The following is a 14111-nucleotide window of genomic DNA, read 5'->3' on the forward strand; positions in this document are numbered from 1 at the left end:
ATGCACCGTGCCGGGCGGCAACGATGCCCGGGAAGGGGATCAGTTGCTGCCGTTGTCCAGCTTGGCACGCAGCAGGGCGCCCAGGCTGGTCGTGCCGGCGTGGTCGCGTGCGGAGGACTGGTTGATTTCCGCCATGGCGTGTTGCTGGTCGACAGCATCCTTGGCCTTGATGGACAGCTGGATGTTGCGGCCCTTGCGGTCGATGTTGGTGATGACGGCGGAGACTTCGTCGCCGACCTTCAGCACCTGGCTGGCGTCCTCGATGCGGTCCTGGCTGATTTCGCTGACACGCAGGTAGCCGGTCACGTCGTCACCCAGGTCGATTTCAGCGCCCTTGGCATCCACGCTCTTGACCTTGCCGCTCACGGTCTGGCCCTTGTCGTTCACGGACACGAAGGTCGTGAAGGCGTCGGCGTCCAGTTGCTTGATGCCCAGGCTGATGCGCTCGCGGTCGACATCCACACCCAGCACCACGGCCTCGACTTCCTGGCCCTTCTTGTAGTTGCGCACGGCGGCTTCGCCGGACTCGTTCCAGGACAGGTCGGAGAGGTGCACCAGGCCGTCGATGCCGGAGGGCAGGCCGACGAAGATGCCGAAGTCGGTGATGGACTTGATCGGACCCTTGACGCGGTCGCCGCGCTTGGTGTCCTGCGCGAATTCCTGCCAGGGGTTGGCCTTGCACTGCTTCATGCCCAGGCTGATGCGGCGCTTGTCTTCGTCGATGTCGAGCACCATGACTTCGACTTCGTCACCCAGGGAGACGATCTTGTTGGGAGCGGCGTTCTTGTTGGTCCAGTCCATTTCGGAGACGTGCACCAGGCCTTCGATGCCGGGTTCGAGTTCGACGAACGCACCGTAGTCGGCAATGTTCGTGACCTTGCCGAACAGGCGGGTGCCCTGGGGATAGCGGCGGCTCACGCCCAGCCACGGATCGTCGCCGAGCTGCTTGAGGCCCAGGGAGACGCGGTTCTTTTCGGGATCGAACTTGAGCACCTTGGCGTCGAGTTCCTGACCAGCCTGCACCACTTCGCTCGGATGGCGGACACGGCGCCATGCCATGTCGGTGATGTGCAGCAGGCCGTCGATGCCGCCGAGGTCCACGAACGCACCGTATTCGGTGATGTTCTTGACCACGCCGTGCACGATGGCGCCTTCCTTGAGCGTTTCCAGGAGCTTGGCGCGCTCTTCGCCCATGCTGGCTTCGAGCACGGCACGACGGGACAGCACCACGTTGTTGCGCTTGCGGTCCAGCTTGATGACCTTGAACTCCATCGTCTTGTTTTCGTAGGGAGTCAGGTCCTTGGTGGGACGGGTGTCGACCAGGGAGCCGGGCAGGAAGGCACGGATGCCGTTGACCAGAACGGTCAGGCCGCCCTTGACCTTGCCGGTGGTGGTGCCGGTGACGAAGTCGCCGGATTCGAGCGCCTTTTCCAGGGCCAGCCAGGAGGCGAGGCGCTTGGCGGTGTCGCGGGAGAGGATGGTTTCGCCGAAGCCGTTTTCAGCGCTGCTGATGGCCACGGACACGAAGTCGCCTGCTTGGACTTCGACTTCGCCCTGGTCGTTCTTGAATTCCTCGATCGGCACGTAGGCTTCGGACTTGAGGCCGGCGTTGACGACCACGTGGTTGCGTTCGACGCGCACCACTTCGGCGGTGATGACTTCACCCGAGCGCATTTCGGCGCGCTTCAGGGATTCTTCAAACAGGGCGGCAAAAGATTCAGACATGGAGTTTCCTGATCTGCAGACGGGAACAGAGCGGCACCATCGCCGGTCACAAGTCGCCTGCAGCGGTCATTGCGACACGGAGGTCGCGGGGTTGGACTGCAAAAACACCGCAGCGGATGCCACGGAACGGATGCCTCCCGGGAAGGGCCTCACGCGGCAGAGTGTGCCGGGGTGGCGCTCCCGAAGGGGCGGGTTGCCTCCCACCAGGACAGCACTCGATCTACGGACGTGGGTACGTCCATGTCGGAGTTGTCGAGGAGGTGGGCATGGTCGGCCGGCCGAAGCGGTGCCACGGCACGCTGGGTGTCGCGCGCGTCGCGGGCTTCGAGGTCGGCCAGAAGGTCGTCTATTCTAGAGGGAATCCCCTTGGAAATCAATTGTTTATGGCGGCGCTCGGCGCGTGTGGCGGCGCTGGCCGTCAAAAAGACCTTGAGGGGGGCATCGGGAAAGATCACGGTGCCCATGTCCCGGCCGTCGGCCACGAGTCCGGGCAGGCGCCGGAAGCCGCGCTGCAGCTCCACCAGGGCGGTCCGTACGGGAGGCATGGCCGAGACGATGGAGGCATCGCGGCCCGCTTCCTCGGTGCGGATGGCCTCGCCGATGGGCTCGTCGCCGAGCCAGATGGTGCCGGCGCTGCCGAAGCGGATCTGCAGGCTGGCGGCCAGTGCTCCCACACGGGCGGGCAGGGAAGGCTGCGAGAGGGAGTCGGCATCGAGCAGGCCCGTGCGGCGGGCAGCGAGGCCGACGATGCGATACAGGGCGCCGGAGTCGAGCAGGTGGTAGCCGAGCTGCCGCGCCAGTTCCGCCGAGAGTGTGCCCTTGCCGCTGGCACTGGGACCGTCGACGCACAGGACGGGAATGTCGGCCGCCCGCGTGCTGCACACGGACAGAAAGGCGTCGAAGTATTCCGGGAAGGTCTTGCCTACGCAGGCAGGGTCCTCGATGCGCACGGGCAGGCCGGCGGGATTGAAGGCCGCCAGCGACAGGCACATGGCCATGCGGTGGTCGTCGTAAGTGTGCAGGCTGGCCGTGCGCCACCCGGTGGCGGAGGGGGGGGTGATGCGCAGGAAGTCGGGGCCTTCCTCTATCGAGGCTCCGAGCTTGCGCAGCTCGCGGGCCATGGCAGCGATGCGATCGGTTTCCTTGACCCGCCAGCTTGCGATGTTGCGCAGGGTGGAGGGTGCGTCGGCATACAGGGCCATGACGGCGAGTGTCATGGCGGCATCGGGGATGTGGTTGCAGTCGAGATCGAGTGCGGCCAGCGGCCAGCGTTCCCGGTGGATGGTGATGCTGGTGGCGGTGCTGGTGATGCGGGCCCCCATGGCAGAGGCGGCCTCGATGAAGCGAATGTCGCCCTGGATCGAGTCGGCGCCCACGCCCTGGACGGTGATGCCGGTCTCTGTCGCCGCCAGGGCTCCGAGCGCAATGAAGTAGCTCGCCGAGGAGGCATCCGCTTCCACAGGATAGGTGCCGGGCGAGCGGTAGCAGGCGTCTGCGGCGATCGTGAAGCTGCGCCAGCCGGTTTCCGTGTCACGTGCGACCTGCACGCCGAAGCGCTGCATGAGCGCAAGGGTGATGGCGATGTAGGGCTTGGAGATCAGCTCGCCCTCGATGGCGATGGTGGTGGTGTGTCGCGCCAGGGGAGCCGCCATGAGCAGGGCGGTGAGGAACTGGCTCGATACGTCGCCCCGCACCGTGATGTGCGCGGGGGCAGAGGCCTCTGCGGCAGCCGGGTCGCGCGGCGCGATGCGCAGGGGCGGAAAGCCGGCCTCCCGCAGGTAGGAGACGTGACAGCCAAGCTGCTGCAGGCCGTCCACCAGATCGCCGATCGGGCGTTCGTACATGCGCGCCACGCCGGTGAGGGTGAAGTGGCCGCCCAGCATGGCCAGGGCGGCAGTCAGCGGGCGCATGGCTGTGCCGGCATTGCCGAGGAACAGTTCGAGCGGCGATGCCGCATCTGCACCCACGCCGTTCGGCAGTTGTCCGCCGATGCCGGTGATGTCCACGGTGTCGGCCCCGGTGCGCTGGATGCTGCAGCCGATGGCTGCCAGCGCCGCCAGCATGACGCGGGTATCGTCCGAATCGAGCACCCCCTGCAGAGTGGTGTGTCCGGCGCACAGGCCGGAGAGCAGCAGGGCCCGGTTGCTGATGCTCTTGGAGCCTGGCAGATGGACGGTGCCACCCGCCTGCAGAAGGGGCGGAATATCGAGAAAGGGAGGGCGGAAGTCGGTGGACATGCGAGTCAGGGGGGGCAGGGGGCGTCAGGGCAGGGCGTTTTCGTCGCGGGTGGTCATGTGCCATTGGCTGCGCGCACGGCTGGCCTCGTCGATGAGGGTGCGCAGGCGCGGTCCATCCGAGGCGGTAATGGCTTCGGAAAAGGCCAGCAGGGACTGGATCAGCTCCTGGGTTTGCAGCAGCATCTGTTCACGGTTGCACAGAAAGATGTCCCGCCACATGTCGGGGTTGCTGGCCGCGATGCGGGTGAAGTCCCGGAAGCCGGAACCGGCCAGCGCCAGCATGTCGGAGGCATCGTCCTGATGCAGGATGCTGTGCATGAGTGCAAAGGCGACCATGTGCGGCAGGTGGCTCACGGCGGCAAAGGTGGCGTCATGGGCGGCGGGGGTCATGGTCAGCACGCGGCATCCCAGGGCCTCCCACATGGCGGTGATCTGCTGCAGGGGGCCGATGCGTGTCTGGCGGTCCGGGGTGAGGATTACCTGGCGACCGCGGTAGAGCTCGGCATCCGCATGGGCGATGCCGGCCACTTCCTTGCCCGCAATGGGGTGTGCCGGCACGAACTGGCCCAGGCGTGCGCACAGGGTCGTGCGTGCATCTTCGATCACGTTCTGCTTGGTCGAGCCCACGTCCATGACCACGGCATGGGGGGGCAGCGCCATGGCGATCGCCTGCAGCACGCTGCGCGTGGCAGCCACCGGCACGGCCAGAATCACCAGGTCGGCCTGGCGGACAGCCTCTTCGGGCGAGCCCGCCGCATCCGTGATGGCGCCGAGGGTCAGGGCCGTCTGCAGGTCGGCAGGCTGGGTGCTGTAGCCCACCACGTGCTGCACGAGTCTGGCGCGGCGCAGGGCCAGGGCCAGGGAGCCACCCATAAGGCCACAGCCGATCAGGGCAAGACGTTGGAACATGACGACGGTTTCCAGTGCAAAGACAACAGAACGACCCGGGGCGAGGACTCAGCCGTTGATGGCATACGAGCCCAGCACCTTGTAGTAGGCACACAGCGGCCGCAGGTCATGCAGCGCAGCCGCCATGTGCGGTTCGCTGATATGGCCCCGCAGGTCGATGTAGAAGAAGTACTCCCACTGCTGGCCCGAGCGCGCAGGGCGCGATTCGAAGCGAGTCATGGAGACTCCGTGGCGCTTGAGCGGCTCGATGAGCTCATAGAGCGCACCGGGCCGGTTCACCACCGACAGCACCAGACTCGTGCAGTCATTGCCCGAGGCTTCGGGCATGGCCAGCGTCTGCGGCAGGCACATCACCGCGAACCGGGTGCGATTGTAGGGCTCGTCCTGAATGGCCGGGGCGACCACGTGCAGGCCGAACTGGGTGGCGGCCCGGGTGCTGGCAATGGCTGCCCAGCGCGGATTGCCTGCGACCAGGCGGGCACCTTCCGCATTGCTCGAGGCAGCATGGCGCTCGGCGTGCGGCAGGTGGGTGCTGAGCCAGTTCTGGCACTGCGCCAGGGCCTGCGGATGGGCGTATACGGCCTCGATGCCTTCCAGCCCGTCCTGTGCGCGCAGCAGATTGTGGCGGATGAGCAGGCTCGTCTCGCCGATGATGTGCAGCGGGGAGTTGAGAAACAGATCCAGGGTGCGAGCCACCACACCCTCGGTCGAGTTCTCGACCGGGACCACGCCAAAATCGGCCCGTCCGGCGGCCGTGGCGTCGAACACCTCGTCGAAGTTCACGCAGGGCACATGGTCGATGCTCACGCCGAAGAACGACTCGGCCGCCTGTTCGCTGAAGGTGCCGGCAGGTCCCAGGTAGGCCACGCGCTGCGGGGCTTCCAGGGCGCGGCAGGCCGACATGATCTCGCGCCAGATGTGTGCCACGTTGTTGTCTCTGAGCGGGCCGGCATTTTCCTGTTGCAGGGCATGGATCACCTGGGCCTCGCGTTCCGGCCGGAATACCTGCGAGCCTTCCACGCGCTTGATGTGGCCTACCTCGTTGGCCAGGGCGGCGCGCTGGTTGAGCAACTGGAGGAGCTGTTGGTCGACGCTGTCGATGGCAACGCGCAGTTCGGCAATGGTTCTTGTCATGGCTTGGCGATGAAAACAGGGGGCAAAAAGACCTGCAGGACTGCTTCGCACACTTCCCCGAAGGAGCTATGCGTGTTTCTTTCTGGTGCCCCCGGGGCATGGACGAGCGGGAATGCCCGACACACACGAGGAAACGGACAGACCCCGGTGCGGCCGCATGAGTCTGGCTGCACGCAGGTCCCGGATCTCAGGCAGAGTGGCGCTCGAAGTCCTGCATATAGCCCACCAGCGCCTGTACGCCTTCGAGCGGCATGGCGTTGTAGATGCTGGCCCGCATGCCACCGACCGACTTGTGTCCCTTGAGCGACAGCAGGCAGCGCGACTGTGCTCCGGCCAGGAAATCGGCGTTGCGGGATTCGTCGGCCAGAAAGAAAGGCACATTCATGCGCGAACGGCAAGACGGATCCACCCGGTTGACGTAGAAGTCCGACCGATCGATGAAGTCATACAGCAGGCGGGACTTGGCCGCGTTGCGCACTTCCAGTGCAGCCACCCCACCCTGGGCGCGTATCCACTGGAACACCAGCCCCATGATGTAGATCGCATAGGTCGGCGGCGTGTTGTACATCGAGTGGTTCTTGGCCACATTCGCAAAATCGAAGGCGCTCGGGCAGTGCGGCAGGGCATGGCCCAGCAGGTCATCACGCACGATCACCAGCGTGACTCCGGCCGTGCCCAGGTTCTTCTGCGCACCGCCAAAGGCCAGGCCCACACGGTTCCAGTCCACGGGGCGCGAGGCGGCATTGGAAGAGAAATCGATCACCAGCGGTGCGTCGCAGCCCAGCGCCGCCAGATTCGGCAATTCCTGAAACTCCACGCCGTGAATGGTCTCGTTGCTGCACAGATGCACATAGCGGGCACGGGGGTCGAGTGTCCAGGTCTCGGGGGCCGGAATGTGGGTGTAGGCCATGCGCCCATCCGCGCCGGCAGTGCCGGTCTGCGTGGCAAACAGCGAGTCGCAATACCGGGCTGCCTCGGTCTGGCTTTTCTGACTCCAGCCCCCGGTCACGGCAAAGCTGGCTGCCTCGCCCCGGCTCAGATTGAGCGGGATGATGGCGTTCTCGGCAATCGCACCCCCCTGCATGAACAGGATGTGGAAATGTTCCGGCACCGCCATCAGTTCGCGGATGTCCGCGACCGCGCGGTCCAGGATGACCCCAAAGGCCTCCCCCCGGTGGCTCATCTCCATCACTCCCATGCCACTGGAGCGCCCATCCGGAAAGTGCCAGTCCAGCATCTCGCTGGCAGCCTGCCGCAACACGGGTTCGGGCAGGGTCGAAGGGCCGGCGGAGAAGTTGTAGGGGCGCAGAGCAGGGGCAGACATGGGGATCGGAAACGGAAAAGTGAAAAGCGGACGAACAGGGACAGATCGCCTGGAGAGGGGGTGCTTACTTGCGTCCCAGGATATGGGCAGCGCGGGTGTCGAAATCCTTGATATGGGCATCCACCTCGGAGCGCGTGGCTTCGACCAGCTTCTCTGCCAGCAGGGATGCCATCTGCGGGTTGGCGGCATAGTACTTCTTCACCACCGGCGACTCCATGAAGGTGAGCAGCTGGCGCAGCTCATCGGCATTGAAGCGTTCGGCATAGGCGGGTACCAGCACTTCCAGTGCCACCTTGTCGTTGCGTTCCTTGATGGTGCGCACGTTCGATTCGTTGAACTTGCGCAGCTCGGCGTCCAGCTGGTCGGCAGCGGCCTTCTGGCGTGCGGCAGGCAGCTTGTCGAGCTGGGGCAGCCAGTGCGACACCACCACCTGGGTCGCAGAGTTGGCGAGCTGCGCGATCAGCGGATCCATGTCCTGCGACTTCTGCAGGTTGACGATGCGCGTAGCCAGATCGGTTCTGGCGGCATCCTGCGCCATGGCAGGTGCTGCGGCGCAGATGGCAGACACGGCCAGCACAGTGCCGGCACACAGGGAGGGAAGGGAGCGGAAGGAAATCGGCATGATCGGATCGTTCGGTAAGACGTTCGGTGGAAAGGGATGGCGGAAAGGCAGTCAGATCGACTGCTCCGCAGGACTGCGTGCCGTGTGGCCCTGACCCCGCACCGTTCATCGGAACAGGATGGCTGACGGGCACCATCGACACGCAGGGCATATCAGGATTCGTCGGCAGAGGCTCCAGCATCGGTCGGGGGCGTTTCCGGATTTTGCTCCTGATCGGCGTCGTCCGGAGTCTCGTCATCGGCCGCATCGTTTTCTACGATGCGCTGCAGGCCGATGAGGCGTGCGCCCGCATCCAGGGCAATCAGGGTCACGCCCTGGGTGGCACGCCCCATCTCCCGGATTTCCGAGACGCGCGTGCGCACCAGCACGCCGGTGTCGGTGATGAGCATGATCTCGTCGTCCGCATGCACCAGGGTCGCGGTCACCACCTTGCCGTTGCGCTCGCTGGGCTGGATGGCAATCATCCCCTTGGTGCCGCGTCCGTGACGGGTGTATTCCGCAATGCTGGTGCGTTTGCCGAAGCCATTCTCCGTGGCTGTGAGCACGCTCTGCGATTCATCTTCGGCCACCAGCATGGCAATCACATGCTGGCCGTCTTCGAGCGCCATTCCGCGCACGCCGCGGGCCAGACGCCCCATGGGGCGCACATCGTTCTCGTCAAAGCGCACCGCCTTGCCGCCGTCGCTGAAGAGCATGACGTCGTGCTGGCCGTCGGTGAGCGCTGCGCCCACCAGAAAGTCCCCATCGTCCAGGGCCACGGCAATGATGCCTGCCTTGCGGGGGTTGCTGAACTCGGCCAGAGAGGTCTTCTTGACCGTCCCCATGCTCGTGGACATGAACACGAAGCGATCATCCGGGAAGGTCCGCATCTCGCCGGTGAGCGGCAGCACCACCGTGATCTTCTCGCCCTCTTCGAGCGGGAACATGTTGACGATCGGACGTCCGCGCGAGCCACGGCTTCCGGTCGGCACTTCCCAGACCTTGAGCCAGTACAGGCGCCCCCGGTTGGAGAAGCACAGCATGTAGTCGTGCGTGTTGGCGATGAACAGCTGATCGATCCAGTCGTCTTCCTTGGTGGAAGTCGCCAGCTTGCCACGTCCCCCGCGCTTCTGGGAACGGTACTCGGACAGGGGCTGGCTCTTGATGTAACCCGAGTGGGACAGCGTCACCACCATGTCGGTGGGCGTGATCAGATCCTCGGTTCCCAGCTCCTGGGCGTTGTGCTCGATCTGGCTGCGCCGCACGCCGATCTTGTTCTGCCCGAACTCGTTCTTCAGGGCCACGAGCTCCTCGGCAATGATGGTGCTCACCCGTTCCGGGCGAGCCAGAATGTCGAGCAGATCCTCGATCTCGGCCATCACATCCTTGTACTCGGCAACGATCTTGTCCTGCTCCAGACCCGTGAGGCGCTGCAGGCGCATCTGCAGGATTTCCTGTGCCTGCACCTCGCTCAGGCGGTACAGCCCATCCTGCTGCAGCCCGAACTGGCGTGCCAGCCCTTCGGGGCGGTAGTCGTCGGCAGTGATGACCGATCCGTCGGTGCGCGCGCGCGTCAGCATCTCGCGCACGAGGCTGCTGTCCCAGCTGCGGGCCATCAGCTCCGCCTTGGCCACCGGAGGCGTGGGCGACTCGCGGATGATGCGGATGAACTCGTCGATGTTGGCCAGCGCCACTGCCAGCCCTTCGAGCACATGCCCGCGCTCGCGCGCCTTGCGCAGGGTGTACACCGTGCGGCGTGTCACCACCTCGCGGCGGTGCTGCAGGAAGATGCGCACCAGGTCCTTGAGGTTGCACAGGCGGGGCTGGCCATCGACCAGCGCCACCATGTTCACGCCGAACGTATCCTGGAGCTGCGTCTGCTTGTAGAGGTTGTTGAGCACCACCTCGGGCAGCTCGCCGCGCTTGAGCTCGATCACCAGCCGCATGCCGGACTTGTCGGACTCGTCCTGGATGTGGCTGATGCCCTCGATCTTCTTCTCGTGCACCAGCTCTGCAATGCGTTCCTGCAGCGTCTTCTTGTTGACCTGGTAGGGCAGCTCGTCGACGATGATGGCCTGACGCTGTCCGCGGTCGATGTCCTCGAAGTGGCACTTCGCCCGCATCACCACGCGCCCACGGCCGGTGCGATAGCCCTCCCGCACCCCCTGCATGCCGTAGATGATGCCGGCAGTCGGGAAGTCGGGTGCCGGGACGATCTCCATGAGCTCGTCGATGGTCGCATCGGGGTGTGCCAGCAGATGCAGGCAGGCATCCACCACCTCGTTGAGGTTGTGGGGCGGGATGTTGGTGGCCATGCCAACAGCAATGCCTGCAGAGCCGTTGACCAGCAGATTCGGCAGGCGGCTCGGCAGTACCAGGGGTTCCTGTTCGCTGCCGTCATAGTTGGGGCCGAAATCGACGGTTTCCTTGTCGATGTCCGCCAGCATCTCGTGGGCGATCTTGGCCAGCCGGATCTCGGTGTACCGCATGGCAGCCGCGCCGTCGCCGTCGACCGAGCCGAAGTTGCCCTGTCCGTCCACCAGCATGTGCCGTAGCGAGAAATCCTGCGCCATGCGCACGATGGTGTCGTACACGGCACTGTCGCCGTGCGGGTGATATTTACCGATCACATCGCCTACAATGCGGGCCGACTTCTTGTACGGACGGTTCCAGTCGTTGCTCAGCTCGTGCATGGCATAGAGCACCCTTCGGTGCACCGGCTTGAGTCCGTCGCGCGCGTCGGGGAGCGCACGCCCCACGATCACGCTCATGGCGTAATCGAGATAACTGCGCCGCATTTCCTCTTCGAGGCTGACGGGCAGCGTTTCCTTGGCAAATTCTGTCATGCGAAAACCGGTTCTTGATGCATTTTCTTGATGCGTACCATTCTAGCGGTATCGGAGATGCGGTATATTCGGGCCATTGCCATGCAGGCTTGTGGCAATGTGGCAACAACAGATTGCTTTCCCCTGAGGGGCCACGCCGGGGCCCACGAAGTGCGGTTACAGTGAATGCGTGCTGTGGCACAATGGGCTCGACGGGTTACGCTCGAAAGCATTTGAAACTCGCATAATCTTGCAGCTCCTGCTGTGGTATCTATCAAGAGGATAAACATGAAGAAACTGAACAAAGTGGCAGTGTTGTTCGCAACGATCGCAGTGGCAGGTGCTGCTGTGGCTTCTCCCTCCACCACGAACAGCGACAATTGGCGTAACAGCCATGGCAACCTCCAGTGGAAGAACGGCACCAACGAACTCTGCTGGCGCGACAGCTCCTGGACGCCCGCTACCGCAGCTCCTGGCTGCGATGGCGCCGTGGTGGCCCAGCCTGCTCCTGCTCCCACTCCTGCTCCTGCAGCAGTGGCCAGCAAGGTGACCTATGCTGCCGACGCGTTCTTCGACTTCGACAAGTCCATCATCAAGCCCGCTGGCAAGGCTACCCTGAACGATCTGGCTGACAAGATCAAGGGTCTGAACCTCGAAGCCGTGATCGCCACCGGCCACACCGACTCCATCGGTACCGTGGAATACAACAAGAAGCTCTCCCTGCGTCGCGCCAATGCCGTGAAGAGCTATCTGGTGTCTCGTGGCATCCCCGCTGACCGCATCTATGTGGAAGGCAAGGGCGAAAGCCAACCCGTGGCCACCAACAAGACTGCTGCTGGTCGCGCCAAGAACCGTCGCGTGGAAGTGGAAGTGGTCGGCACCCGCTGATCGCAGCTCCTGCTCACGCAGACTGTTCACCAAAAAAGCCCCGCTCTGCGGGGCTTTTTTCATGCCTCTCGCAGGTTGACATCTGCCGTCTCTGCAGTTTCTACCTGCACCATGCATGCACCCATACGCATGGGATGCATGGGGTGCCCGGGGGAGGGCTTCCTTGTACTCTGAGTCTGCACCAGCCGCATGGTCCAGCGGGTGAGACAGGGAGCTCAGGGCTTTGCGGCCACATGCAGAAAGAGCCTTGCGTGAAAGGAGGCTCTCCCCCTCATGCTGTGAGGGAGTACAGGCCTATTGTGTCCTTGTTCTGTAGGGCGGAGCCTCGATGGTGCCAGTCAGACGGTGGGGCTGCTTCCTGCCGCGCGCCGTGATGGGAGGGATGTCCTTTTGGGGCACAATGCATGCCATGGAACGATCCTTTCTGACTTCTTCTCCATCCTCTCGGCAGGCCAGCGCCGAGCTTTCTGCTGCTTCGAATGTGGACCCTGCCGAGATCGGCAAGTTTGCCCGTCTTGCCACCGACTGGTGGGATCGCAACGGCGTGCTGCGAACCCTGCATGCCATCAATCCTCTGCGCCTGGGCTGGATTCAGGAGCACGTCCAGCTGGCTGGACGCAGGGTGCTGGATGTAGGCTGCGGGGGAGGCATTCTGTCGGAATCCATGGCGCAGGTCGGGGCAGATGTGACCGGCATCGATCTGGCCGAGGATTCGCTTCGCATCGCCCAGCTGCATGCGCTGGAGGAAGGGGTTGAGCATCTTTCATACCGTCAGATCAGCGCCGAAGACATGGCAGCCGAAGAGCAGGGGCAGTTCGATGTGGTCACCTGCATGGAGATGCTCGAACATGTGCCCGATCCAGCGTCGGTGGTACGGGCCTGTGCGGCGGCCGCCAAGCCTGGAGGATGGGTTTTCTTCTCTACCATCGGCCGCAATCCCAAGTCGTTTCTGCTGGCGATCGTGGGAGCTGAATATCTGTTGAATCTGGTGCCGCGCGGCACGCATGAATATGCGCGCTTCATTCAACCCAGCGAGCTGGTGCGCAGTGCGCGCGACAGCGGGCTGTCGGTGACGGATATGCGGGGGTTGCATTACAACCCCTTGAATCAGCGCTATTGGCTCGATGACCGGGTGGAGGTCAACTATCTGCTGGCGTGCCGCCGGGCAGGGTGAGGCGTGGCGAACACCATGGCGGCACAGCACGCGGGACATGTGCCCGAGGTTTCTTTTCCAGAGCGTCGGCTGGTGCTGTTTGATCTTGATGGCACTCTGGTGGACAGTGCTCCGGATCTGGGGGCTGCGGTGGATCGCATGCGTACCCGGCGCGGGCTGCCCTCTCTGCCTGCCTCGGCCTACCGTCCCATGGCCGGAGCAGGTGCCCGGGGCATGTTGGGCGTGGCGTTCGGGATGACGCCGGAGCATCCCGATTTTCCGGAATTCAGGGAAGAGTTCTTCAGGAGCTACGAAGACCATCTTCTGGATCACACCTATGCGTTCGAGGGGGTGCCAGCGCTGCTGCAGGCGCTTGAAGGCGCGCACATTTCCTGGGGCATCGTCACCAACAAGTCGGAGCGGTTCACGCTGCCCCTGGTGCGGGGCATGGACGTGTTGGCCAAGGCAGCCGTCGTGATTGCCGGAGACACCACCCCGCATTCCAAGCCTCATCCAGAGCCCCTGTTCGAGGCGGCACGCCGTCTGGAAATTCCCCCGCTGGAGTGCCTCTATGTAGGAGATGACCGGCGCGACATGGAAGCTGCCCGGGCTGCCGGCATGGCCGCAGTGGCGGCTACCTGGGGCTATCTGGGTGAACATGACGTAGCGACCTGGGGAGCTGATGCCCTGGCGGAGCATCCCCGTGAAGTGGCCCGTCTTCTGGGAGTGGCGGTTTCGTGAGCCGGTGGATGACTGCCCTGAAGGGGGCGGCACTGCTGTGGCTGCTCGTTCTCGGCGGTGCGGTCTGCGCGAAGACGGCTTTGCAGAGGGGGGCCGCCACAACCTGTCTCGATGATGCGGGCGTGCAGCGCCTGCTGGCCGAGAGCCGACATCACCCGATTCTTCTGTATGTATGGTCGCCTCGCATGGTGCTGTCGGCCGAGCATGCGCACGAGGTAGCGGCAGTGGCAGCAGACATGGGGGTGCAGTTTGTTCCGGTGCACGATGGCCGGGTGCCGTCCACTGAAATACAGGAGGCCGTGCAGGCGGTACCTGCCCGTGCGGCGATACGTCCGGAGCAGAATGTGCTGGTCCACAGCCAACCCCTGTGCGCTCCTGTGCTGGAGCAGCGTGACAGCTATCGGCACTTTCCTACCGCATGGGTGTTGCATGCAGGGCATCTGGCAGCGCGTCCGCTGGTGGGAGCCATGCCGCCTTCCTATTGGCGCCAGGGCATCGGCTTGCGGGTGGCAGACCATCATCCATGAGATGACATGACACGGTGTGCATGGGGCAGAGTCGGCAGATCGCCTCT

General features: G+C 64.3%; 11 protein-coding genes. 4 read left to right on the forward strand and 7 right to left on the reverse strand.

Translation table 11 applies throughout. The annotated features are described in order from the left end of the window. Positions 1–39: 39 nt before the first annotated feature. The 7 genes from rpsA to gyrA all read right to left on the reverse strand — a co-directional run bounded on the left by rpsA (position 40) and on the right by gyrA (position 10776). The gene (gene rpsA / locus ACP2WS_RS06535; protein ID WP_374493573.1) at positions 40–1725 is read right to left on the reverse strand and encodes a 30S ribosomal protein S1; all 1686 of its coding nucleotides are present in this window, start codon (positions 1723–1725) and stop codon (positions 40–42) included. Between the two features lie 149 nt (positions 1726–1874). Then, positions 1875–3962: a bifunctional 3-phosphoshikimate 1-carboxyvinyltransferase/cytidylate kinase gene (locus tag ACP2WS_RS06540; RefSeq protein ID WP_426460056.1), complete on the reverse strand. Its 2088-nt coding sequence runs from the start codon at positions 3960–3962 to the stop codon at positions 1875–1877. A gap of 24 nt (positions 3963–3986) precedes the next feature. Then, on the reverse strand, positions 3987–4871 hold the full coding sequence (locus ACP2WS_RS06545; protein WP_426460058.1) for a prephenate dehydrogenase: 885 nt from the start codon (positions 4869–4871) through the stop codon (positions 3987–3989). A gap of 48 nt (positions 4872–4919) precedes the next feature. Further along, entirely contained in the window at positions 4920–6005 is a 1086-nt protein-coding gene (gene pheA / locus ACP2WS_RS06550; protein WP_374493579.1) for a prephenate dehydratase, read from the reverse strand. Positions 6006–6192: 187 nt separating this feature from the next. Then, entirely contained in the window at positions 6193–7329 is a 1137-nt protein-coding gene (gene serC, locus ACP2WS_RS06555) for a 3-phosphoserine/phosphohydroxythreonine transaminase (RefSeq protein WP_426460060.1), read from the reverse strand. Between the two features lie 64 nt (positions 7330–7393). Further along, a complete protein-coding gene (locus ACP2WS_RS06560; protein WP_426460062.1) occupies positions 7394–7951 on the reverse strand; it encodes a DUF2059 domain-containing protein in 558 nt (185 codons plus the stop codon). Between the two features lie 152 nt (positions 7952–8103). Next, entirely contained in the window at positions 8104–10776 is a 2673-nt protein-coding gene (gyrA, locus tag ACP2WS_RS06565) for a DNA gyrase subunit A (RefSeq protein ID WP_426460064.1), read from the reverse strand. Positions 10777–11043: 267 nt separating this feature from the next. Here gyrA and ompA point away from each other — a divergent pair, with 267 nt between their 5' ends. The 4 genes from ompA (at position 11044) to ACP2WS_RS06585 (ending at position 14064) form a co-directional block, all read left to right on the forward strand. Then, complete coding sequence (ompA, locus tag ACP2WS_RS06570; protein ID WP_374493587.1) at positions 11044–11643, forward strand: outer membrane protein OmpA; 600 nt, start codon at positions 11044–11046, stop codon at positions 11641–11643. A 409-nt stretch (positions 11644–12052) separates the two neighbouring features. Further along, the gene (ubiG, locus tag ACP2WS_RS06575; RefSeq protein WP_426460066.1) at positions 12053–12817 is read left to right on the forward strand and encodes a bifunctional 2-polyprenyl-6-hydroxyphenol methylase/3-demethylubiquinol 3-O-methyltransferase UbiG; all 765 of its coding nucleotides are present in this window, start codon (positions 12053–12055) and stop codon (positions 12815–12817) included. A 15-nt stretch (positions 12818–12832) separates the two neighbouring features. Next, complete coding sequence (gph, locus tag ACP2WS_RS06580; protein ID WP_426460068.1) at positions 12833–13537, forward strand: phosphoglycolate phosphatase; 705 nt, start codon at positions 12833–12835, stop codon at positions 13535–13537. An 8-nt stretch (positions 13538–13545) separates the two neighbouring features. Then, the gene (locus tag ACP2WS_RS06585) at positions 13546–14064 is read left to right on the forward strand and encodes a hypothetical protein (protein ID WP_426460070.1); all 519 of its coding nucleotides are present in this window, start codon (positions 13546–13548) and stop codon (positions 14062–14064) included. Positions 14065–14111 lie beyond the last annotated feature (47 nt).

Origin of the sequence: Brachymonas moutaii (nom. illeg.), from assembly GCF_049977365.1 — a bacterium.
In the GTDB taxonomy this organism is placed as follows: Bacteria; Pseudomonadota; Gammaproteobacteria; order Burkholderiales; family Burkholderiaceae_C; genus Brachymonas.

Bases quoted from the DNA above. Each gene is read 5' to 3' on its own strand.
- rpsA (WP_374493573.1), bottom strand. From the start codon at position 1,725: ATGTCTGAATCTTTTGCCGCCCTGTTTGAAGAATCCCTGAAGCGCGCC.
- ACP2WS_RS06540 (WP_426460056.1), bottom strand. From the start codon at position 3,962: ATGTCCACCGACTTCCGCCCTCCCTTTCTCGATATTCCGCCCCTTCTG.
- ACP2WS_RS06545 (WP_426460058.1), bottom strand. From the start codon at position 4,871: ATGTTCCAACGTCTTGCCCTGATCGGCTGTGGCCTTATGGGTGGCTCC.
- pheA (WP_374493579.1), bottom strand. From the start codon at position 6,005: ATGACAAGAACCATTGCCGAACTGCGCGTTGCCATCGACAGCGTCGAC.
- serC (WP_426460060.1), bottom strand. From the start codon at position 7,329: ATGTCTGCCCCTGCTCTGCGCCCCTACAACTTCTCCGCCGGCCCTTCG.
- ACP2WS_RS06560 (WP_426460062.1), bottom strand. From the start codon at position 7,951: ATGCCGATTTCCTTCCGCTCCCTTCCCTCCCTGTGTGCCGGCACTGTG.
- gyrA (WP_426460064.1), bottom strand. From the start codon at position 10,776: ATGACAGAATTTGCCAAGGAAACGCTGCCCGTCAGCCTCGAAGAGGAA.
- ompA (WP_374493587.1), top strand. From the start codon at position 11,044: ATGAAGAAACTGAACAAAGTGGCAGTGTTGTTCGCAACGATCGCAGTG.
- ubiG (WP_426460066.1), top strand. From the start codon at position 12,053: ATGGAACGATCCTTTCTGACTTCTTCTCCATCCTCTCGGCAGGCCAGC.
- gph (WP_426460068.1), top strand. From the start codon at position 12,833: ATGGCGGCACAGCACGCGGGACATGTGCCCGAGGTTTCTTTTCCAGAG.
- ACP2WS_RS06585 (WP_426460070.1), top strand. From the start codon at position 13,546: ATGACTGCCCTGAAGGGGGCGGCACTGCTGTGGCTGCTCGTTCTCGGC.